Genomic DNA, 23,079 nt, shown 5'->3' on the forward strand with positions numbered 1-23,079 from the left:
GGTGATCTACCCCGCCAGCACGAATTTGGACATAAGCTTGTCAGCGGACTTCCTAAATTAGTAAGTCATGGATAACTCATTGTATTGCAAAATTCGCTTACTAGAGTCCACCATCATTGTGCAGATCAATTAGGTTTTAGGATTACATGCAGGTTAGGGTTGAGGTTGTCAAACGTGGTTTTTGACCTGTATGTCTGGTACCCCTTTTGGCTAACACGTATATCGTATACACCATGCTCTAACGTAATCAGAGGAGCGTACTTATCTTTAATATTCATTATCTCAATTGTAGCGCTATGTGGTTGAGCTAGAATCTCGATTTGTACTCTGTTTGCGTCGAAGATATGAGGTACAGCTTTTTCATGAATACTTTCTACACCTCCAGGCACGTTAACGTATCTCACTGAAACAGCTTTACCATCTTTGTAGAACGCGAGGCCGTACTTGCCAGGAGTAAGGGGCATTGGCTTATGTGATGCTGGTAGTTTAACGTAGTTGAGGATGATGTATGTCTCATACTGCTTATCTATATCGGTCAGTACTAAATTAGTGGTCTTCTCATTCGGTAAAAACCTAATCGTATTAGCCTTTTGTGTTCTCTCGAAGTACCCAGTTGGTGCGGGTATGTATGAGGATACTTTCGAAACGACTTCGCTAACATAATCAGAGACAGTATCTCGTAATGTGGATGATTTAGCGTGACTAGCAGAGCTGAAAGAGCTAATTAAAATTAGTATGGTGATGTGCTTAGTCATTTTTAGCCCCTTCGCAAATTGCATTGATTACACCATCATTGAAGAACTCAGATAAGAACAATGTGAGGATTTCATTCGACAAGCCATCTGCTAGGCCAGCCGACATTAATAGGTCATTGTTAGACTTGAGGAAGTTCAGAATAAGTTCGGGATTCTTGCTCAAGAGAGCTTCGAATGTGGAAGAATTAAGCTCAGTTTGTATCTCGCCTTTTACTGCATCAGTTAGCTCGTTATAAGATTCTCGTATCCAATATTGGACGGCTGAGTTAGTTAGGCGTTTTTTCGGTCTTTGTAAGCAAGGTTTAATTGCTGGTGGCACAAAGCATTGCTCTAAAAGAGACATGGTCGCTGCAATATCCGTTGCCGATTCAACTAGTTTGTTATCAAAATCAGGGGACTTCGAACCACGGCGCTTTAGTTCTTTCGTCATTAATTGGTTTAGAACCTGAGCGGGTGGAACTGAATCCAGTTCATAGAAGAATTCGCGTTCTACTTGCTTTTTAAATAGGCACTTAATGATGACAAAGTATCGGTCATGGATCACCAGTCGAGAGTCTTCTTTCTTCTTGCGCTTTATTGAGTACGAGTAGCCATTATGCGTCGCAAGGTCATCGTTAGAATCTGAGTACGCCCAAGAAGGTAATCGGGCAAGATTAATCCCTATACGGCAGTCTTTTGCGAGTGATACTAATTCTAATGCATTATCGGGAATAAGTAGATTGAGTCTATTTTGTATCATCTTCTTGGTTTTATCTGCCATTGCCGAATTCTGTTCGTATATGCTTCTTCGTTCAATGAGAATATTATTAGAACTTAGGGCTTCTCTGTTATCGCGATCCAGCGAGGCGTGGATCTCGGTTGCTGAGAGTTTGCTATACAGGTGTGGTATCGCGTCGGTATCTACAAACTTGAGGTACTCTGGATATCTAGCCAAGTTGACAGTAGAAATTTTGATTGAGCAGTCCTTTGCGCCGTTTCTCATCCTTTCTCCAAGCCAAGATAAGACTGTATGCTCGTTGTTTGGGTTGGCAATATCCTTTGGATACCAATCTTTGAATTGGGGCAGATGAGTTATCTGCATATGCATAGCAAATGCTTCGGCGATGCGTTTTTGAAGCGTATCTTCCTTTTTTCGTAGTGCTACTAGCGTTTGTAGTGCCTTCTCTGAATCGGAGCTTTTTGGGAGGGTGCTTATCTTATGTCGAATGCCAATGATGGAATCAGACGACTTTAGCTTCTTCTCAAAGCGATCTCTAAATATAAGAAGTGATAGGGGGAACCAGATCCCTATAATGATGTAGAACAAGTATTGTCGGAAAGGGTTATCGGGCGTGTAAGGATACTGTGTATTTATTTGCTCTTTTGCTTGGTCTGTGAAATTTAGCTTAATGAATTCATTCTCAGAATTGGTATTGATTCCAACAATGTCAGTTCTAAAAGGAATTAGAGGATGTACCTCATGAGCAATAACGTATACCTGCTCTTGATGGATGAATCTAGCATCGCTGTGAAGAGAGTAGAGTGGGCTTCCAAAACTCCATGTTACATATGTTGCCAGAGCTAAGACCATAAGGTGGCTGCCATATTCGAGTTTTGACGATGTGCGTGGATGTCTCGATTTTATGCCTGTGGTGGCTAGTGCAAATCCAGTAAGTAACATGATTTTAATAGCGATCATTATCTATCCCTAATTATCCAGAATACATCTAGCTAACGTTTTCAGCTAACACCTTTTAATTACCTGCATAAAACCACAGTAATAATCCCTAATCAACTGTTACAAAAACCCATTGGTAACAATTTGTTCCTCCGTAGTGATGCGGAGAGTGTTACTGATCTACTTAGCAGTAATTTGCCCTCTGTTACTTGTTTTCGCATATTCAATTGACGGTCTTTGATTGTTTCCACTCTGACGAATACAATATCACTAATCGTTTTCACATCAAGGTAGTTCAGACTTGTATCACCACCTCTCTTAATGAATTGTCGTTGTCTTGCGCCTTCAGTGTAGTGGCTCAGGAAATTTGACTATATGGTTAAAGCTCTAGACATAGAAAAAGTAAGTTAAATTGTGAGTAACGAAGTCAGGTTCAATCCTGCTCTGGCTCACTTTGGGGCACAAACGAGTCAGACAAGCTTGAAGCTACAGTTATCACGTAAAATAGAAAATTGAGAATAATGTTTGCTGTCGGAAAGCCGCTTAGTAAAGCTTCCAACCCTGTTGGTTACCTGTCAATTTCACCGTGAAATCCGACAATAAAAAGTAACCTAAGTGTATGTTTTGTAATAATTAATCATAGGTGCAAAAGTTGTCGTTTTTTTTAGAAAACGCATTCCGAACTGAAGGCGGTCAATACCAGCTACTATTGACCGCTGGTCGCGCGTAATAGAGCTACTTTTTGTAGTTATGGTCGTGTCTGTGTTTTAGACAAGCTAAGCTAGATCCCTTTAGATTTACCACGTAAATGTATGGTTTATAAATACTTTAAGGGGAAGAGAAGTTCATTCCGCAGGNGTGCAAAAGTTGTCGTTTTTTTTAGAAAACGCATTCCGAACTGAAGGCGGTCAATACCAGCTACTATTGACCGCTGGTCGCGCGTAATAGAGCTACTTTTTGTAGTTATGGTCGTGTCTGTGTTTTAGACAAGCTAAGCTAGATCCCTTTAGATTTACCACGTAAATGTATGGTTTATAAATACTTTAAGGGGAAGAGAAGTTCATTCCGCAGGTTGCGATTCGCACACTGCGAAATGAGCGTCTAACTGGAAAAGGAGCAGATATGAGTTGTTGCAGAATCTGCAATCACTGAGCTTTCTCGTTGCTCGGGCAATTATTGCAACAGTTCAACTACCGAGGAATCCTCGATAGTTGCTTGATGAGCAATGTGCATATTTTGCACATTAGTTAGTTCTATTGCCGAAGCGACGAGATCAGAACCGGGTTGGAGCAGAGGTGATTTACGAAACAACCTGTTTCCGAAATTGTGCAAGGCCCTCTTGCATAATTGGTTACTAGAATTTGTCCAACAACCTGTTGGACAATTGGGAAACAGCTTGTTTCACAAATAAATCTCATGGTGGTTTCTTGCGCTCTAAACACATCTTGGGGCAGAAGTGCTTTAGAGTAGTTGCACTAAGGCGCTCTTGTCCCAAAACTACTTGAATGATGACAAGAGTTACCGTTTTCGTAACAAGGAATAGACTTGATCAATTAATGTTAGTCATATCGCCATCGTCATGATTACACTGAATCCCAAGGATGGTTCTATTCCCATCCTTGGGGTTCAGTCAGATCTTATACAGGTAGAGAGTCAAAAAGCTAAAAACCTCTGACATGAACAACACAACATCCATTTCGCATTTCTTGTATGATATGAGCCACTCTAACCGCCCCAAAAGATATACAGGAAATGACGAACCATAAGACCAAGCTTGCTTCTCTTTTGTTGTTACTACCAGCTTTGGCAATTGCTGAAACTGATATTATCGACATACCCTCAGAACAAAATTACCTATCGTCCTACATCTGGAAAATAGATGAGGATACAACATTTACCTTATCTCGATACTGTGACCCTAAATGGGAAAAGGGCATTTTCATTTCTTACAAAGAAAGCTACTGTAACAACTCCGTCTATGTTCGTAGCACTATGGCAAACGAGTCGAGAACTAGTTTTGGTCATAGCTATTCCGTGACGGTTTCTAATGGAAAACTTGGTGTGAGTACGAACACTGCTTTCAACAGGATTGATTACAAGAAAGAGAATGACTTAATTCGGTCCATGTTAGGTGAGTCGGATCCTATAGTTAGCGTTAGTGGTTATGGAAAGATACCTGATGATAAGCTGATTAAGCTTGAGGGGCTTAAACCTACTTACCACGGTGAGTACGATAAGTACCCAACATACAGAGTTAAAAAGTCCGTTAAGTTGGTTGGCTTCAATGATGCGTACAACGATATTCAAGGTGCAGCCAAAGCCGAGTTCGATGCTAAATACGATGCTCAAAACCAAGAAAGAGCGTTAATACTGATTCTGATAGCTATTGGGGCCTTTTGTGGTGTTTGGGGGATTTGGAAGTACATATTAAAGCCAAGTGTGAAAAAAGTTAGTAAAACAAGCAAAGAAGTGGCCGAAAAACTCGAGAAAAACAAGGTTAGTAAGATTGCCAAAGAAGAAGCAATTCGACAGACCGTTCGTACCACTATCGAGAACGACAATGCTGCGATTGCCGCACTGAAAACTCAGATAAAAGAAGCTCTAGATAACGACGACGCGAAGACCGCGAGGATTCTGATGGAAGCGCTAGAGAAGATGGAGTCTAAGGACTAATGTTTAGTAGATAGCCGCCAGATTTAGCGGCTATTTCTGATCTTAGAGCTTAAGCTTACAATTTGCGGGTGATGTCTTTCCGCTTGCCAGCAGGGATAAACATAACCAAATCTTCAGGTTTCGACCAAAGTGTTCTAGACCGATAGCGCCAAGGCGCTTTTGTCCCGAACCACTTTGAAACGAACAACAGAACATTTATTATAACTATTTATATTTGCAACACTTTCTTTTTGCCATCTTTCCTAAAAAAGCTTCAACTTCATTTGGATTTGTGACGTTCCCATGGAGGCTTCCAACACGATTTATATACTCATGTAGCCCACTACGGACTTGGTTAGCGGATAACTCAAATTTAGTTTCGGTAGCTTTCAACGCGTCTACCTTGTTCCATCCCCCCTTCATCAAAGTAACAACAAACTCAGCTATACGGTTATTCCGCATTGTCTGCTTCGACATCTTTTTACTCTGTGAACTGAAAGATGCAAATGACGATTTTTTTTCATTGTGTCGGCGTTTCGCCAAACTTGTACTCGCTGTGACCATGATTAACCATCGAATAAAATAAATTACAATATTATTACTTAACCCTTACGTATCCGTACGAAATCAAAACAAGATCATCGCTAGATAGACCTGTACCTTATCAATAATGATAAAGGAAACAACAGAGATCAAAAATATTCAAAGCAAGTAAAAGAATCGCTTAAGAAGATATCTAAATGGCTATTGTACCATAGCCATGAAACGCTCGACTAAAGTTGGGGGCAGCCCCTATAATCTAAACGGTCGCTGTATATCGCCTAGCAGCTTATATAGTACTGAATATTTGTATTAAGAGGGGCGTTTATAAATGTTTGAAAAAATTGAAGATCTGAAGTTTGTCAATTGGCAAGATTTTGGAGAGATTGCTGAGAGAAGTATCAACGATACTGCTTTTACTACGATCAAAGACTATGCACAAACTATAGGGTTCATATTAGGCACTCGTGCCACCCGAGCATCACAGGAACTAATGTCTTTGACTAAAATGTTTCCATTTTCAGTTATCAAAGGAAATCCAAATCAATACCCGTATAGAGTCCTTGAAGCTATCTTCTTTACTGTAATTGTTACGGCTGAAGAAAGGGACACTATACTCACTGCAACAGCTCAAAATGCAAGCCAGAAGGATAAACAGAAGGCATACAATATTTTAGAACCACTGCTCGTCGAACCACCAAAGTTCTTACTAAACTAAGTTGCTTTTGTCCCAAAGCATGGCGGCATAACACGTCTCTGGACATTTCTGTGTCAGTGACTTTTCTAAATTAGCAATTCATGAATAACTACAGATATGAAAAGTCACGTAATCTAATGTGTAGTTTTGGTGCAGCTGCTAAAGAACAGCTATATAAACTCATTATTCTCAATGTTAAGATGCCTTTTGAGAAACTCAATAAATGATGAAATGCGAAGAGATGTTACTGAGTTTTTGTAATAAATTGCATGAATAGGTTGATCAATTCTGAGAGATGCCCCCTTGAACAGTTCTACTAAACTGCCATTTTTCCTATCTCTATATGTCATAAAGTCAGATAAGCATGCTATACCTGCTCCACTTAAGGCTAAATGCCGAATTACTTCACCATTATCTGCTCGTAAGTTGCTCGTTGCTTTAAAGATCTTATCGTTTTCATCTATGAGAGGCCAATTTTTCAGAATTTCAGGCTTATTAAATCCCAATAGCCTATGGTTGGATAGCTCATCGATACGACTTGGTGTGCCAAATTCTTTCAGATACTCAGGACTGGCAACAATACGTATTCTGCTGCTGCCTATAAATACCGCTCTCAATGTTGAATCTTTAAGTTGGCCAATACGGATAGCGATATCCGTTTGTTTCCCGACCAAATCTATATTTTCTTCGCTTGTATTGAGTTCGATTTCAACTTCAGGATTAAGCGCTTGGTAGTGGTAAATGCAAGGAGCAAGTCCATGAATTGCGAAGGGAGTTGCTGCATTAATTCGTAAAAGACCTGAAGGCTTATCTTTTTGGACTCTCAATTTATCCTCAGCTAAATCAACTTCTTCGAGTATTCTTCGAACTCTTTTTAGGTACCCCCTTCCTTCCGATGTAACACTTACCTTACGTGTAGTACGACTCAACAAGGTCGTTTCTAGTTTTGTTTCTAACCTTGAAATAGTTCGGCTCACTGCAGCTGGTGTAATAGAAAGAATTTCTGATGCTCCCCGCACAGTTCCTGTATCTACAACAGCGACTAGTGCTTTCATCTCATCCAAAGTCGATTTCATTCATTACCTTTTGTAAATTCAAAATTGATTAATGTTAACTTTAGAGAATTAGTCATACCAAGTAAAGTTAGTACCAACAGCAACAACATAAATATTTTGGAGACGTTATGACTGTACCTTCGTTTGGTGTAGGCACTTTTCGCTTAGAGGGCGAAGTGGTAAAAAATTCAGTATTAAACTCATTAGAAGTTGGCTATCGTGTAATTGATACAGCTCAAATCTATGGTAATGAAGCTAGCATTGGAGAAGCATTAGTGGAGTCAACTATACCCAGAGAAGAGTTGTACATCACAACCAAAATCTGGGTAGACAACATGTCTAACGCTGAACTTATTCCAAGCCTCAAGGAAAGTCTAAAGAAGCTGAAAACGGACTATGTGGATTTAACACTCATTCACTGGCCTGGTGAAAATGAAAATATCGAAGAGTATATGCAGGCTCTGCTAGAGGCAATATCCCTTGGGCTAACCAAAGAAATTGGGGTGTCAAATTTCAATATTGAGCTGTTGCGCAAAGCCTTCGATGTGGTAGGCAAAGAAAATATTGCTACAAACCAAATTGAGCTAAGCCCGTACTTGCAAAACCCTAAATTAGTATCATATATGCAAGAAAACGGCATACAAGTGACCTCTTACATGACATTAGCCTATGGTGAAGTTTTAAAGGAACCTTTGATTATTGATATTGCAGGTAAGTATAAAGCGACACCAGCGCAAGTCGTGTTGGCGTGGGCACTTGCCAAGGAATTTGCCGTGATCCCTTCGTCAACCAAACGCGAAAATCTCATCAGCAACCTGCAAGCACAGCAACTCCGACTAACGATTGAAGACATGGATTTGATCGATGGTCTTGAACGCAATGGGCGTCAAGTGAACCCTGATGGTCTTGCACCAAAGTGGGACGACTAAAATGAGCAATGTATTGATCGTCAACGGCGGCAAAAAATTTGCTCACTCCGCAGGAGCACTCAACAATAGCTTAGTAGACGTCGCTGAAAGCTATTTGACCGAGTTGAACCATAACGTCAAAGTTACTGAGATTGACAATGGTTACGACATAGAAACTGAGATCGAAAAATGGTTATGGTCAGATGTTGTTATCCATCAAAATCCAGCATGGTGGATGGGGACACCATGGATTGTTAAAAAGTATATTGATGATGTTTTCACCCTTGGTCACGGTCGTTTGTATCAAAGCGATGGCAGAACAAGAAGTGATAGAAACAAACATTATGGCTCAGGAGGGTTGATTCAAGGCAAAAAGTATATGCTTTCGGTTACATGGAACGCTCCACAAGATGCGTTTACTGATCCTTCTCAGTTTTTTGAAGGAGTCGGCGTTGATGGTGTGTATTTACCATTACATAAAGCCCATCAATTTTTGGGAATGTCTCCTTTGAGTACCTTTATGTGTAATGATGTCATAAAAAACCCTCAGATCGAAAGCGACTTTGAAAGGTATAAAGCACACTTGAAGGAAGTATTTTCAGGCTAATTTCGCTCGATACTGTCATCTATTGGCTACGCAGGCTTAGCACGGGTTTATAAGCTACCCATCCTCTTATATGTCGAGAGGATGGGGGTGTTGGTAAATCAGAAAATTTGGTCAAATCACTAGATGTACTTTTGATAATAAAAAGTAGGTCAAACTTTAAGCCATATTCTGTGACAAATAGCGGTCGAAACACACTTCGGGGCAAAAACGTATTTGATATAGTCGATTCACATACCTTTGCAGAGTGAACAAGCAGAGGAAAATGACAAACTTTATTGTCCTCCGACAGCCCCGTGGGTTCATGGGGCGTTTACAGAACAGTAGGATAGGTAGAGTTTAGCAGGCATAAAAAGGCACCCAATTAACTAGCTGGATGCCATTGTATGGAGTGTGACCTTTAGAGCGGATTAACGTTGGTTAGTTAATGTAAGCCTGTATGTATTGATTGTTTTGGATTGTTTCTAGTGAATAGAACCGATCTACCATCAAATAAGGCTGAGATGGACTTCTGATTATTTCATTGGCTTGAAATACGGGTTGTAACAGAGACAGTTCTAAGTTCCAGTGACTTTTTAAATCTGTTTGGGATTCATACCATGCTTCTGAAATTATATTTAATCCCTCAAGTCTCTCATCAACGAACTTCTTTCTATCCTCAGTGGAGCAGCAGTCTAGAAAGTAGCGAACGATAGCATAATCTAAAGCAGATGCTTTTGTTTCAAATAAGTAAACATCGTCTTTCTTTGATATGTCAAACTTCCAATCAAACCAAATGTGGTATGCAGCTTTCCACGCAACCCTCTGATGCTCAATACTTGCGTTGTTGGCAAATGCTGTGAGGCATTGCGCAACGATTTTTCTGCATGGGTCGTTGAATTCAATACTGCGTAAGCCTATAGAACCTAAGTATTGAGTGATGGCATCAGAGTTCTTGCTCTTTGCTAGTGCTGAGCCAAGTAAATCTTGAATGTTGGGATATCTGGATGGGTATCTGGCCACAATATTCAAAACATGAGAGAAAAATTCTGAGCTTGCGGTTTTCTCTAGTAGAGAGGTAAAACTACAATCTTGATCTTGAGAAAAAGATTGCTCTTTGTGTTGAGAGAGAAGTGATGCGTAACAGCAAAATAGTAATGAATGGGACTTGGTTGAATGGGCTATATCAAGTGTTACATCAACACCTGCATGTGACATAAGCCCCCAAATCAAAGGTATATCTTTTTTATCTTCCAAACACTCTATAAGCTTTTCCTGTGAATGAACATAAAGAATAGCAAGTGCGTTAGAAAGAAGGTAGTTGATGGAATGTTTGAAATAAGGGGCACTGTGAAATGTCTTTTCATGCACTTTGGCCCAATCACCAGAGTTACCTAAACTCTGGAACTCCAAAATTAGTTTTTCTCTATGGTAATCGGAGATAAATGGTTCTTGAATATCACTTTTTAGTGACTGAATGATGTTCACTGAATCTTGAATCAGAGGTGCAATCTGTTTTGAGGTGCATAGTATGTTTCGCCAAAAACACATAGGACTAGATATTTTTTCAATTAGGAAAAAATATGATTCTAGCTTGTTTTTGGCTCGATTTTCATAGCTCAAAACAGAATCTGTCAACCACTTAATGAAGTCATTAGATGCTTGAGTTCTGACTTTATGTTGATGCCGACCTCTGCATAGCTCTCTTAAACCTAAGGGACACTCTGCTGCATTGAATTTATCGTATAAGTCGTAAGTATCGTTACTTTCAGCAATTAAAACATCACTTAGATAATTGTCGTATTCAATCATAATTTATCCGTGTTGCTCCAAATAAAACACTCTTCGGCCTCTAGGGACAACCAGAGCTCTTCAAACGCATCGGCAATCATTTGCCCATCGCTTACTTTTTGGAGAATATGATGTTCTTTGCCTAAGCTATTTACCGATGTGCCTAGGGACCAAGCTACAGGGCCATGCTCGTGGTTTGGAAAAATTATAAACCTATCATGGAATCGCCAACCAAACTCAGCATACGGTGTTCGTACTTGCAAATTAATACCACTTATAGTTTCTTTTGGTAGTTCATTAAAAAACTTATGCATGACTTTAGACTTGCTTTGTTGCTCTTTCTTTTGTGTACACACATCGGTGCTACAAATTGGGCATTTGGGAGAATCGGAGGACTCTTTTACCGATGATATAGCTCTCATAGGGGCATTTGAGCACTGGTTAAAGAATAAAGTATTAATAATATCCCATTCATCTAAGTAAGGGTCCCACAACCAGACACCTTCTGAACCATAGCTATTAATCAGGAATCGAATATCTTGTAATGCTCGATGTTGTTCTTGTAACTTGTTTATACCTTTGGGGTTATATTGGACAAATTCTTTTCTTCGTAGTAATTCTTTTTGCTCCGCTTGATAAAGTCTCCGATCTAACCATTTCGATTTTTTTGTTTTCTCACCAACCAAGTTTTTGTTAGTTGTATGAACAGGGATTTCGATAGGTTTGATACTGTCTTTTTGGGGGATTACCCTCGGATAGTTACTAGCGATTCTCATATCAAACATTGTTGAGCGAATAAATGATGACCAATGAGTGGCAAGTAGAATTAAATTATATTCTGAGTCCCAGACAGTTACTTTGTGAGGAGTTGCGTGTTTGAAAGGTATGATACTTTCAGAGCTCTTTTCATTTTTGTTATCGATAAAGTAGCTATCTATCGTTTTATCACGGCCTTTTTGCTCCGCTACAATAGTCAAAGCTCTAGGCGCAATATTGTCATGCCAAAAAAGGCTTACCTTTATATCTTCGCTGCCTTGTAATCCCTGAACATTGCCTTGAATACTTGTGACGGGTATCTGAATGATGATATTCCCTAATTTGTCCGACAATGTTGCAATTTTAATAGGGATAAATTTTTGAATTTTCTCAGATAACGTCTGTATTAATACAGGGTTGCTAACTAAGGGAATTAGTGCGTCTTTTGATTCATTTTTTAGTTCAATCAAGTAAGAGCCACTGTTGAAGTTATTTTTTATTATTGAGTTAAAAGGAATTGCTTCAAATGAATCGGCCGTAACAAACGTTGCTGGTGAATAACTATACTCTTCGGTAGGTACTGAATCCCCACAGCTATCCCAGCACCTTGATGTTAACACTCCCTCAACTACACTTTCAGCTTGCTCAATAGGAAGTAAATAACGCTTTATTCCGATGAACCAGCCTTGTAGTGTAGGCAGCTTTAGTTCCTTTCGATCACCTATATATGAAGGGGTGTTAAAGGTTGGTTCTTTTCGCTCCTCTGCAACTAGAATTGTATAAAGGTTTATGGGGGAAGCACATTTGTGAGTGATAGCAAAAACTTCTGTAACTTCCAAGCAATTATAGTTACCTAAAACTCCTTGTTTCAAAAGCTTTGCTAGCTCGTTAGTTGATGAACTGTCGAACATTTTATCTCACATATCTAAGGAAATTGCATACGGATTATGATTGTTTCACACATATGCAATCAGATTAAAGGCTTGTTAACCGAAATTGTGTTTAAAACCCGGTTAAATCCCTTATATTCAAGAAAAAGCCCTAGCAGATGATAACTGCTAGGGCTTTCACACTTATGCGAGCTTAGAATCGTTTACAGGCTGTTTTCGTTTTTAAGCGGTTTCTTGATTGACTGGGCTTCATTCAACTCACAAACCACATCAAACTCCATGCAGTGATAAAGGCTGGTCTGAATCTTTCCCCATAGGTCAGGGTGAATGTACGACTGGTAGCTAAAGAACTTAAGGCTATCTTTAAGCGTAAAACTGCGCTCGCCCAGAAACAGACCTCACCACTAGTCTTCCAAAGCCCCCCTCAGATAACTTTTGGTATGGCAACACAGATGAACAAGGTATAAACGACTTTCTACTCTAACGAAGAATGGGGCAGAAGCGTGTTAGCTAATTCACTCCTCCAGACCTGACATTACTCAAAACAGATCAGACTTTATTAAAACTGAGCAAAATTTATTGGCCGTCGACATTTGCCATTTCAGGCTTTTGATTACACCTTCAAATTCTTCACGCTCGTCGAATTTTTTCTTGTTTTGGTTTTGTAGCGATGTAACTCCCAAGTCATTTGGGCCACCTTATCAGCCATGACAACATGCTCCGACTCTAACTGCTCATTCTTAGTTTTGAGCCTTTCGTTTTGCTCCAACACTTCCTGATATTTATCCTTTGAAACCTTAGCTTTTGACTTATTTTCCTTCGCCTTAACCACACCTACTTTCTTTGGATCTGAAAGGTACTTTTCTTTTTCTTCAAGCACCCTCCCCAACAACTCAGCATGATTCTTCAAAGAGCCGTTAGACACACCCGCACGTTTTTCGACAGCGAACGGACTAATCTTTTTCCCTTCCTTCAAAAGTGCTTTAAAAGCGTTCTCTAGCTTTACAGCTACCGCTGCCATGCTTATACCTCTACTCTATATTTATCAAATTCAATGCCGTGATCTGACATCACCTTTTCAGCCGCCCTAATGTCACTAAGCTGAGTGGCTAAAGAGCTTTTATTAAACAAATTCATTTCTTTCATCTTTTCAATTTTAGCTATACAGCCCTCACGTCTTCTAACCCAATTCTCAGCTTCTCTTTTATTGACATTGAGGTTTTCACAATCTCGACCTACACACTTAGAAGACTCAAATAAGTGATTCATACTGCACGAGTCTCCTGCAAAGCAAGTACCAAAACCTGTTGATTTATTTGCGCCTTTTGTCTTACTGACCAGTTCATTAAACTCAGCAGAACTTTTCACTCCATCACCCTCAAAGGATTGTATGTATCCACCTGACTGCTCCTCAGGGTGCTCAATAATATCCTTCATGTAATCATGATGTTGTGCATTATATTGCTCTTCAATCTGCTTCTTGATTTCTGCTGGTTTTTGTATGCCCATGAGCGTCAAAACTTCTGAATGACTGGCATAAATGGCAGTCATAGATAAATTAATGTGCTTGAACTGGTGTTTTAATGATGCGAGTGATACCAAACCATGCCCAACAACAAAATGGGCAAATGTTCGTCTTAATGAGTGAGTTGAAAAGTGCCAATACAATTCTCCACTACCATTATCTTTGATAGGGTAATAGTTCTTTGGCACGACAGGATTTAATAAGTTATACAGCTCATCCATTTCATCTGGAACATAACGAATATCAATGTATTTGCTATAAAGCGCCCATAGACTCCTAAGGTTATTAGTATTCAATACTATATCTTTGTGCTGGCGCTTTATATTGTCACCCCTGCCACCTAAGCCATCAAATTTAAACCGAGGCGCGAGGTGAATATCCCCCGATTCTGAGCGATAGTGGTCATTGAGTACAGATAACACCAACAATGCTTTTTCACAAATTGGTGCACACGCCCACGTATCCTCACGCGCCAATTTTTCTAGCTTATTCGTCCATGACCGCATCGTACACAGTGTTATGCCATCAATATCGACCTCTTGGTATGAGGTACTGTCAATTTGTGTTAGTTCACTGTTTCTCATGCCTGTAAATGCTGAACACGCCCCAAAACATGCGCCTCGAATAACGTTAAACGCATTCACTGCCTGCCGTTCTGTAATGCCATTGCTTTTTGCATATTCCTTTACGTCAAACAACGGATTCTCTTTCTTATAAGCTTCTAGTACCGAGCGATGCGCTTGATTGCGATAAATCGCTTCAACCCCATCCTTTGCTTTTTCCATAAAATCATTAACGAGTTCACTTTCTGAGAGCTTGTTGAGTTGAGCCTTTTCTTTAATATCAACGCCAGTTGTCATCTCCTGATATAGCGCTTTTATTTCAGCGCCACTATCAATACTTGCCACCAATACGTTGTATTCACTCTCAACATCACCATCAAAATCACGGCCATTTAAGAGCTCTGTATACGCTGATTCCACGTCATTAATGATACGAGATAAATACTGCTCATAAATCACTGGAATTACTGTGGGGTGGTGCCCTTTGCCAGAGCCAGCAATTTTCTTTGCTAGACTTCTGGCTGTTTGCCCCTCTTGATATGGGATTTGAAAGCGATGAGATTCTGGAAAATACTGATTAACTTGTGTAAAGACACTCAAGGCATCGAGCTTATTTGTAATTGTTTTCTCTGCTTGGCCTTTCAGTGATTCGACCAATTGCGAAAAAACAATTTCATTGTTCAAGTAGCCAAAAGAGTCAATACTTGTGTCAAAAAACATTCTTAACGTGTGTTCAGTACAATGCTGTACTAGCCTTAAGCTCTCAATTTTACGAAAAGTATCAGCTCCTTCAACGTTCAATAACGCCCCTTTACCTCCCCATATTAACCAATACATTCTTTGTTTAAGTTCAATAAGTAATTTGGGATTATGCTTGGCACTTTGAAACGCTAGTTTGTAACTCCACTGACCTGCTTTTGTGGTATTAAATAAATCATTGAAATCCCACACATCATCCTCAAAGTAAGAGGCTGGGCTACCATCTTTGTTCACACTTACCACGGTACGGTTCGTCGGCATAGGGTAGTTTGTAGTGGTTGGTAACGAATACTTGTCAAATAAAGCGTGGTCGTGGCTAATACTGAACATAGTTACCCCTTAAAGACATCTGAAATGGAATCTTCATCCCACAGAGGATGACACCCTTGACGTTTGAGGTAGGCTTCTGCGGCCTTTAGGTTGCGTTTTTTAAAGCGTTTTTTGATTTCTACGATGGAAGATTGAACCTCACTGAAGTTTTTAATGAAATGCATTAAATCTTTATGAGCAATTAACGCCTCTTTGAACCTCAGTTCAAAGGAAAGAAAACGCCAAATATCATGAACCTCATCGACAACGGCGAAGTTACGACACATAAAGCATTTAATGACATATCCACATCCCAAATCCTTTACATCGTCTTCTTCTAGCAGCCCTACATCCACATTCGTCTTTTGGAATTCACGTTTCTGAGGTGTGTCCTCACCCTTACAGATACCACCATTGGATATATCATCAACAGTGTGCTTAGAAGCCGTTCGAAGTGCATCGGCCTCTTCAACGGATAAAACCTCACAATACTTAGCCTTTGTCTTTGCTATAGCAACCGTAGCGCCACCTGTCGGGTTTTGCGCGTAAGCGTATAATGTCGCGCCGCCTACCGCTAACTCTCTCCTTGCGATGGCCTTCGAGTTCTTGCCATATCTCGAATTATTCCAAGTGCTTTCTGATTGGTTACGTGAGCTTTCCATTGCTCCCATCCGACCGTATTGACTCTCTGCATACTGCTTAATCGAGGACTTTAACCGCTCACAATTCAGTTTAAAGTTTGGGTTGTTCGATACGGCTAGCTTCAACGTTGTAGAGCGCTCTATCAATCCTTTAGCGTATCGATACAAGCCCATGGAACTAGGTTTTTCACCGCTTCTGTGAACAAACAAGTAATGTTTATCCAACTTTAAATCTTCTGCGTTAAGTTTTGATAATTGAATGTGTTCTTCAAAAAAGGTTTTTGATGCAGCCCTTGGGGTAAATGAACGTGTTTCTTCTTTGTAACCACGAGTTTTCAAGCCCTTAACGGAGATGCGGTTTCCACCGATGTTATCGACTTTCCATTCATCTTCTAACACGAAGGTATTTAGAGCCTCTGTCTGACCTGCCGCCGTGTAATAGATGTATAGAAATACGGCATTACATATTAAGCTATCAAACGCCAACCTTCTTTGAAAATCGCTAATAGATTCGTCCAGATAACGCTTATTGAGCGCTTTTCTATCAGATAAAAGAGCGCGACCTATTTTTTTTAACTCTTTTTTGGTGTAGTTGCTCGAATCAAAAGAAGCAGAGTTAGTGTCAAGGTTTCGAAGTGCCTTGGGAATCACGCCCAAACCGAATTTCTTGAGCATCGAGCTGTATTTCGATGCCTCCCACCCGAGGGTTTTGGCCTTTTTAGGTTTGCCATGCAAGCCGACACCTGTTGTTCTTATTGAAAGCCACTGCGCTTGAATGTGGGCACTGGCGGATTCAGCGGATAACTCAACCTTTTGCTTTCCTTTCTTCTCATTAAAGGCGTGTGACAATATCGCTCTTATATCTCTAAAATACGCTACTTTCCCAGGCTCAGCCCATCCAGACTGGTCAAACTTGGAGATAAGAAAACGAACATGCTTCTTGGTGCTGTATTGCAGTAACTCTTCAAAATTACAGCTAGAATTAGTGCCGAGGCCATTTTTCCACACAAACTTCCATTGATGAATCGTTGCTAACGGGTTGTCCGATTGCATTTCATCCGTTGGGATAGAGCGATAAATGCGAGCATTTTCTGGCTTGTTAACATCTATATTATCGGTCATAAAATGTCATCCTCATCCAGTAAGTTCATCATTAATTCAGGCACTTGATTCTTAGTTGGATTGCCTTCCCAATGCGTTAAATAGTGCATGGTGACACTTAAATCTTTATGACCCGCTTCATCTTTGAGTAACTTCAATGCTTGGGAGGTTGTGATGTCATCCATGTTAACCAAAAGCTCAAACTTATTGGCGAGAAAAGTGACTCTTGTATCATGAAAAATATGGTCAAAATGCGGATTACTGTTCTCTTTTATCGCACTTCGCAATTTACTCCAGAGGGCGTCGATTGAGTTTGATTTTTCGTTTTCTTCTTTGAATCTATTGCCTTCTTTAGTGATGAAAATAGGGGCATCTTCATCACCGGTATTGTAAAAATACAACCTAGCACGCTCCTTATATCGCTCACTTTCACAGTATTTAGATAACTGCTCCATTAACCACACTGGCATTGAAATCACTCGGTTTGTACCAAACTTAGTTCGGCAACCGTGAGAATTACCAATCTTAATGTTGGTGAACGTTTTACCCCTAAACCCCTTGGGCACTTTCACATGGCGAGGTTTTAAGTCAGCAACTTCTATTGCTCTTAATCCTGAGTTGATAGCAGTTGCAACGAGTAACCTAAACTCACCTGAAACCCCTGCACGATGCCAGTTGTCTCTTATATGCTGAATATCCATGTCATTCATTGGTGTTAACGTGGTTTCCTGCTTCGGGCTGGTAATGGTTATGTCTGTAAGCATCTGACCATATTTGGTGTAACCAGTTACTTCAAAAGGGAGGTTTTCAACATAACCATGTCGCAGACAAAACACATAGAATCTTCGAATTACGGACAAGGTTGTTGAACCTACACTGCGCCTCATATTGCCGCTGTCAATTTGCTTATTTAAGTAAGCTCGGAACAGATAAATGGGATAACGTTCAAGCTCTTGATTTTCATCATTCCAGTTGAGATTGTTCTTCCCTAGAAACCTAAAGAAACGAAGTAAAGCATAAGAGGTAGGTTCAGTGTTCTTTATACCTTCAACGATACGACGACTCAGAATATAAGCGTTAGCATAAAACTCAGGCTCACCCTCTGAGGTAAACAGTAATTTCACACCATCGAAACGCATAGGTTTGTGAATAGAGAAATCAGGCTTACCTCCTGAGATATCTTCTTCAACATCCCCAATCTCTATCTCTTTACTTGTTGCAGTGAGATGGTAATAGTGATCCATAACAGCCTCTTTAAAATCAATCTAACTTTAAATTAGACTAACAATCTAATAAATTCAATTAAAAAGGGAGTGACTATTACTCCCTCACAACAACTTGTTAGATATGTTGGCTGTAAAAAAGCCTGCAATTCGCTAGGAGCAAACGCAGGCTTTTCAATATTGTTACACTATTCTATGCTCATTAGCCGTGCATGTTCATTAACCGTGACTGCTTCTGCCCACGTTGTCATGGCTCAGCTCTTTGTTAAGGAGCGCTTCTACGTGACCCGGAGAACGTGTTGTACCAGAAATCAGTCGATACATCGCAGGGATTACGAACAGAGTAACCAAAGTCGCAAAGCCCATACCGAAGAAGATAACCGTACCTACGGCCACTCGGCTTTCATAGCCCGCACCTGTTGAGGTAATCAATGGAATTGCACCTGCTAGCGTAGTAAATGCCGTCATCATGATTGGACGTAAACGTCGAGCCGAAGCATCAATGATCGCCTTTTCAAACTCGATACCACGGTCACGAAGTTGGTTCGCAAACTCTACGATCAAGATACCATTTTTGGTTACCATACCGATCAACATGATCATACCGATCTGACTGTATACGTTGAGCCCTTGACTCATCAGCACCAAGCCTAAGAAGCCACCAAAGATACCCATAGGTACGGTGAACATCACCACCAGCGGGTTAATAAAGCTCTCAAACTGCGCAGCCAATACCAAGTACGCCACCAACATCGCTAACGCAAACACTACTAAGATGCTCGATTGGTTCTCTTTGAAGTCTTTAGACTCGCCAGAGTAGCTCACTGAGATATCACCCGGTAGCTGCTCAATCGCTTGTTCATCAAGGAAGTCGAGAGCATCGCCCAGCGTGTAACCTTCCATTAGGTTAGCTTTGATGGTGACCGACTTCTGCTTATTATAGTGCGACAAACGAATCGATGATGCCACTTCTTCAATGTGCGTCAGTGTATCAAGCGTGACTAGCTCACCAGACTGAGTTCGCATGTAGATTTGGCTTAAGTCATTAGCATTGTTAAAGCTGTTTTCATCACCACGCAGGTAAACGTCGTACTCTTCACCACGGTCAACGAAGGTCGTTTCACTACGGCCGCCAAGCATGATCTCTAACGTGTCTGAAATATCAGAAACACTCACACCCAACTCTGCAGCACGCTGCTTGTCTACGGTAACCAATAGCTCTGGTGTTTTCTCAGAGTAATCGATGTCCGCACCTTCCATCATTGGCGAGTCTTCAGCCGCTTGCTTTAATAGTTCGCCCCACTTCTGAAGTTCAGTGTAATCAGAACCGCCCAGTACGAATTGAACGGGCTCACTTGAACCACCTTTGAAGCCTGGCATGAACGGGAATACACGTACATCTGGAATACCATTCAACGATTTACGAACTTCGTTCAAGGCTTCTTGTGCCGTCACATCACGCTCGTCCCAATCTTCTAGGATCATGATAACGAAGCCCGTTTGGTCACCCGCATTACCACCAAACGCTGGTGATTGAATGCTGAATGATTTCAAGAAACCTTGACCAAGCAACGGCATTAGGCGCTCTTCAACAATGTCCATGTTGGCAGACATACGGTTATAACTGGTTGCATCTGCACCACGCACGAACGCGAAGATAACACCACGGTCTTCTTGCGGAGTCAGTTGCGAAGGCACTTGTTGCATCAAACCATAACTACCGCCCATACACGCAATAATGATGATTGGAGCTGCCCAACGCCAGTTTAGAGCACGACGCAATACCGAGCGGTATCCAGATTCAAGTTTGCCAAATACGCGCTCGACAAACAGGTTAAAGCGATTTGGTTTCACGTTCGCTTTAAGGATCTTACTGCCTAGCACTGGCGTTAGCGTCAATGCGACTAGCGATGAGAAGATCACCGACATAGCGAGCAATACAGAGAACTCAGTAAATAGCAGGCCTACCATGCCGTCCATGAACGAGATTGGCAGGAATACCATCACCAATACAAGCGTCGTTGCGATTACCGCAAAACCTACTTCACGAGTACCTTTATAAGCCGCAAGCAATGGTGATTCGCCGCGCTCAATGTGGTGGAAAATGTTCTCTACTACCACAATCGCGTCATCTACCACCAAACCAATCGACAAGATAAGTGCCATCAGGGTAATCAAGTTAATAGAGAAACCGAAGTAATACGCAGCAATAAACGAAGAGATCAGAGATACAGGAACCGTTACCGCTGGGATCAGCGTTGCACGTGCTTGACCAATAAAGATGTAAAGCACAAGGATAACCAAGCCACCCGTGATAAAGAGTGTGCTGTATACCTCTGAGATAGAACGATCGATAAAGACTGTTGAGTCATAATCGACAGCCAGACGCGTACCGTCAGGCAAGAATTTTTGAATCGCTTCGACTTCTTTATGGACTAGGTCAGCAACCTCAAGTGGGTTCGCGTCTGACTGAGGCACAATGCCCATACTAACGTTAACAACGCCGTCACTCTTAAAGGTCGAGTTTTCGTTCTCTGCACCGATGTAAACATCCGCTACGTCTTTTAAGTAAATAGGCGTGTTATCAGAAGCACGTTTTACAACGAGGTATTCGAAGTCTTTAGCTTCAGTGTAAGAACGCGCAGTACGAACCGACATCACGATCGCATCGTTACGAACTTCACCACCCGGGCTTTCAATATTTTCGTTGTTCAGCGCCTGAGTAATATCAGAAGCAGTTACACCACGTCCGGCCATCTGAGCAGGTTTCAGCTTCACGTACATTACTTTGTACAAGCCACCCGAGATGTCCACTGAACTCACACCGGAGATCAAACTAAAGCGGTCAATCAACACACGCTCGGTGTAATCGGTTAACTGCGTTCGGTCCATCTCGGTTGAACTTAGGTTGATATAAACCGATGCTTCGCCACTACCATTGTTCTTATAAACGATCGGGTCGTCGGCTTCATCTGGCAGAGAACGTTGAGCACGAGCTACCGCATCACGAACATCACTGACACCCGTATTCAGGTCGTAACCCAGTTCGAAAGTAATGGTGATACGCGACATACTGTTACGCGTCGTGGACTCGATCTCATCGATGCCACTGATACCGGATAACTGGTCTTCAAGATTGGAGGTTATTTGGCTTTCAATGATGGTGGCCGACGCACCCTCGTAACGAGTACTGATCGAAACCACAGGGCTTTCAATATCTGGCATCTCACGCACGGCGAGCTTATTGAAAGAGACAATACCAAACACAACCAATAGCAGGCTCAATACAACAGCCGCTACTGGTCTCTTTACAGAAACATCAGATAACAACATTATTTAGCACCTTCTTGTGCTGCTGTATTTTCAACAAGATTAGCTGTATCGCCGTCAAGTTTAGCAGGGCGATTAACAGCAAGCTCTTGAACCAAAACACCGTCACGCATATTCACAATGCCTTGCACAACGATTTTCTGGCCAATCTCGATGCCCTTTTCGATCACGACTTCGTTATCGATACGAGCGCCAAGAAAAACTTCAGTACGAGTTGCTTTATTATCTTCACCAATCACGTAAACAAAACGTTTAGTGCCTGAGTATTCCAACGCTTGTACAGGGATGATTGGCGCTTCCACTGGTGGGAAGTCCATATCCGCTGCCACTAGCATGCCTGGCTTTAGATAATCATTGTTGTTGTCGAAGTGGATTCGAACTCGAAGGTTCAAGGTTTCAGCGTTAATACGAGAATCAATACCTACCACTGTGCCAGTAAACTGAGTGTCGCCCCATGCACTGGTGCGAGCGGTTACTTTCATACCTTTAGACAGTTTAGAAAGGTAGCGCTCCGGGATCTGCAGGTCTAATTGCATTACCGATAGGTCATCTAAGGTCACGAGTTCAGTACCGGCTGTCACCATTTTACCTCGGCTAAAGTCGATAAAACCAACAGTGCCCGAGAATGGCGCGCTGATGTGAAGATCTTTCAAGTTGGCATTTGCCGCAGCTAAACGAGCATTCGCAATCTCAACATTGGTTTTCTGTGCATCGATTTCCGTTTGAGTGATCGCGTTACGTTTCACTAGGCGTTGAAATTCCGCTAGCTTACGTTTCTCATCTTTTAAGTACGCTTGAGCTTCTGCAACGGCAGCTTTCGCTTTATCGTCGTCTAACTGAACCAACATTTGTCCTTTAGTGACATCTTGGTTCGCTTTAATGTTGATAGAGTCGACTCGGCCAGCCACTTCAGAAGTGACCATTACAGATTGTTCGGCTTCTAACTTACCGACCAAAGAAAGAGATTGGCTAACTTGGTGAATATCAACCTGCTCAGTAACAACAGTGACAGTGCTAGGGCCCATACGTTTAGCAAGTGCGGCTGGAGACGCCATAAGAATCGACAAGCTAAGCAGGGTTAAAACAGATTTATGCTTCATAATAATGGTCTGCAAGTAAGATTTATTATCTATAAATGAAATTAACCGTATTCTATCAACTGATGAATGCTGTAACGTCAAGAAGTGTAAATCTAGATTAAATTCCATTTACGTTTCATCACGTTTTGGACACATAGAACACAATACAGAAAGCCAATCACCTCAAGGTGTTACCTATTAATACGTAAACCTTAGTACAAATGTTCACTTCCCGAGCAATATGCGTACTTTTCGCCATCTTTGC

At 41.2% G+C, this 23,079-nt stretch carries 15 protein-coding genes; 4 read left to right on the forward strand and 11 right to left on the reverse strand.

What is annotated here, in order from left to right:
- Positions 1 to 125 precede the first annotated feature (125 nt).
- Positions 126 to 755, reverse strand: coding sequence for a hypothetical protein (locus L1D22_RS00735; protein ID WP_239828385.1), 630 nt, complete (start codon positions 753 to 755; stop codon positions 126 to 128).
- Positions 748 to 2,433, reverse strand: coding sequence for a hypothetical protein (locus tag L1D22_RS00740; protein ID WP_239828386.1), 1,686 nt, complete (start codon positions 2,431 to 2,433; stop codon positions 748 to 750). Before L1D22_RS00740 ends, L1D22_RS00735 begins: the two co-directional genes overlap by 8 nt.
- A 1,731-nt stretch (positions 2,434 to 4,164) precedes the next feature.
- On the opposite strand from L1D22_RS00740, the gene L1D22_RS00745 reads away from it, so the two are divergent.
- Both L1D22_RS00745 and L1D22_RS00750 read left to right on the forward strand, forming a co-directional pair.
- Entirely contained in the window at positions 4,165 to 5,085 is a 921-nt protein-coding gene (locus L1D22_RS00745) for a hypothetical protein (protein ID WP_239828387.1), read from the forward strand.
- 850 nt (positions 5,086 to 5,935) lie between these two features.
- On the forward strand, positions 5,936 to 6,322 hold the full coding sequence (locus tag L1D22_RS00750; RefSeq protein ID WP_239828388.1) for a hypothetical protein: 387 nt from the start codon (positions 5,936 to 5,938) through the stop codon (positions 6,320 to 6,322).
- 149 nt (positions 6,323 to 6,471) lie between these two features.
- On the opposite strand, the gene L1D22_RS00755 is transcribed toward L1D22_RS00750, so the two are convergent.
- Entirely contained in the window at positions 6,472 to 7,377 is a 906-nt protein-coding gene (locus tag L1D22_RS00755) for a LysR family transcriptional regulator (protein ID WP_239828389.1), read from the reverse strand.
- 107 nt (positions 7,378 to 7,484) lie between these two features.
- On the opposite strand from L1D22_RS00755, the gene dkgB reads away from it, so the two are divergent.
- Together dkgB and L1D22_RS00765 are read left to right on the forward strand one after the other, a co-directional pair.
- Complete coding sequence (gene dkgB / locus L1D22_RS00760) at positions 7,485 to 8,285, forward strand: 2,5-didehydrogluconate reductase DkgB (protein ID WP_239828390.1); 801 nt, start codon at positions 7,485 to 7,487, stop codon at positions 8,283 to 8,285.
- Position 8,286: 1 nt separating this feature from the next.
- Positions 8,287 to 8,871: an NAD(P)H-dependent oxidoreductase gene (locus L1D22_RS00765; protein ID WP_239828391.1), complete on the forward strand. Its 585-nt coding sequence runs from the start codon at positions 8,287 to 8,289 to the stop codon at positions 8,869 to 8,871.
- A gap of 417 nt (positions 8,872 to 9,288) precedes the next feature.
- On the opposite strand, the gene L1D22_RS00770 is transcribed toward L1D22_RS00765, so the two are convergent.
- The 8 genes from L1D22_RS00770 to L1D22_RS00805 form a co-directional block, all read right to left on the reverse strand.
- Positions 9,289 to 10,659, reverse strand: a complete 1,371-nt coding sequence (locus L1D22_RS00770) for a hypothetical protein (protein ID WP_239828392.1) — start codon at positions 10,657 to 10,659, stop codon at positions 9,289 to 9,291.
- Positions 10,656 to 12,305, reverse strand: a complete 1,650-nt coding sequence (locus L1D22_RS00775) for a VPA1262 family N-terminal domain-containing protein (protein WP_239828393.1) — start codon at positions 12,303 to 12,305, stop codon at positions 10,656 to 10,658. The genes L1D22_RS00770 and L1D22_RS00775 overlap by 4 nt, the downstream gene beginning before the upstream one ends.
- Positions 12,306 to 12,897: 592 nt before the next feature.
- The gene (locus L1D22_RS00780) at positions 12,898 to 13,305 is read right to left on the reverse strand and encodes a hypothetical protein (protein ID WP_239828394.1); all 408 of its coding nucleotides are present in this window, start codon (positions 13,303 to 13,305) and stop codon (positions 12,898 to 12,900) included.
- Between the two features lie 2 nt (positions 13,306 to 13,307).
- Positions 13,308 to 15,461: a site-specific integrase gene (locus L1D22_RS00785; RefSeq protein ID WP_239828395.1), complete on the reverse strand. Its 2,154-nt coding sequence runs from the start codon at positions 15,459 to 15,461 to the stop codon at positions 13,308 to 13,310.
- A 2-nt stretch (positions 15,462 to 15,463) separates the two neighbouring features.
- Complete coding sequence (locus tag L1D22_RS00790; RefSeq protein WP_239828396.1) at positions 15,464 to 17,203, reverse strand: hypothetical protein; 1,740 nt, start codon at positions 17,201 to 17,203, stop codon at positions 15,464 to 15,466.
- The gene (locus tag L1D22_RS00795) at positions 17,200 to 18,426 is read right to left on the reverse strand and encodes a site-specific integrase (protein ID WP_239828397.1); all 1,227 of its coding nucleotides are present in this window, start codon (positions 18,424 to 18,426) and stop codon (positions 17,200 to 17,202) included. Before L1D22_RS00795 ends, L1D22_RS00790 begins: the two co-directional genes overlap by 4 nt.
- A 198-nt stretch (positions 18,427 to 18,624) precedes the next feature.
- A complete protein-coding gene (gene vexH / locus L1D22_RS00800) occupies positions 18,625 to 21,738 on the reverse strand; it encodes a vibriobactin export RND transporter permease subunit VexH (protein WP_239828398.1) in 3,114 nt (1,037 codons plus the stop codon).
- On the reverse strand, positions 21,738 to 22,835 hold the full coding sequence (locus tag L1D22_RS00805; RefSeq protein ID WP_239828399.1) for an efflux RND transporter periplasmic adaptor subunit: 1,098 nt from the start codon (positions 22,833 to 22,835) through the stop codon (positions 21,738 to 21,740). Before L1D22_RS00805 ends, vexH begins: the two co-directional genes overlap by 1 nt.
- Positions 22,836 to 23,079: the final 244 nt, after the last annotated feature.

It is taken from the genome of Vibrio sp. Isolate34, assembly GCF_022397915.1.
Taxonomy (GTDB): Bacteria; Pseudomonadota; Gammaproteobacteria; order Enterobacterales; family Vibrionaceae; genus Vibrio.

Excerpts from the sequence above, each read along its gene's own strand:
- L1D22_RS00745 (WP_239828387.1), top strand. The coding sequence starts at position 4,165 with ATGACGAACCATAAGACCAAGCTTGCTTCTCTTTTGTTGTTACTACCA.
- L1D22_RS00785 (WP_239828395.1), bottom strand. The coding sequence starts at position 15,461 with ATGTTCAGTATTAGCCACGACCACGCTTTATTTGACAAGTATTCGTTA.
- L1D22_RS00780 (WP_239828394.1), bottom strand. The coding sequence starts at position 13,305 with ATGGCAGCGGTAGCTGTAAAGCTAGAGAACGCTTTTAAAGCACTTTTG.
- L1D22_RS00750 (WP_239828388.1), top strand. The coding sequence starts at position 5,936 with ATGTTTGAAAAAATTGAAGATCTGAAGTTTGTCAATTGGCAAGATTTT.
- L1D22_RS00805 (WP_239828399.1), bottom strand. The coding sequence starts at position 22,835 with ATGAAGCATAAATCTGTTTTAACCCTGCTTAGCTTGTCGATTCTTATG.
- L1D22_RS00740 (WP_239828386.1), bottom strand. The coding sequence starts at position 2,433 with ATGATCGCTATTAAAATCATGTTACTTACTGGATTTGCACTAGCCACC.
- L1D22_RS00735 (WP_239828385.1), bottom strand. The coding sequence starts at position 755 with ATGACTAAGCACATCACCATACTAATTTTAATTAGCTCTTTCAGCTCT.
- L1D22_RS00755 (WP_239828389.1), bottom strand. The coding sequence starts at position 7,377 with ATGAAATCGACTTTGGATGAGATGAAAGCACTAGTCGCTGTTGTAGAT.
- L1D22_RS00765 (WP_239828391.1), top strand. The coding sequence starts at position 8,287 with ATGAGCAATGTATTGATCGTCAACGGCGGCAAAAAATTTGCTCACTCC.
- L1D22_RS00795 (WP_239828397.1), bottom strand. The coding sequence starts at position 18,426 with ATGGATCACTATTACCATCTCACTGCAACAAGTAAAGAGATAGAGATT.
- dkgB (WP_239828390.1), top strand. The coding sequence starts at position 7,485 with ATGACTGTACCTTCGTTTGGTGTAGGCACTTTTCGCTTAGAGGGCGAA.
- vexH (WP_239828398.1), bottom strand. The coding sequence starts at position 21,738 with ATGTTGTTATCTGATGTTTCTGTAAAGAGACCAGTAGCGGCTGTTGTA.
- L1D22_RS00790 (WP_239828396.1), bottom strand. The coding sequence starts at position 17,203 with ATGACCGATAATATAGATGTTAACAAGCCAGAAAATGCTCGCATTTAT.
- L1D22_RS00775 (WP_239828393.1), bottom strand. The coding sequence starts at position 12,305 with ATGTTCGACAGTTCATCAACTAACGAGCTAGCAAAGCTTTTGAAACAA.
- L1D22_RS00770 (WP_239828392.1), bottom strand. The coding sequence starts at position 10,659 with ATGATTGAATACGACAATTATCTAAGTGATGTTTTAATTGCTGAAAGT.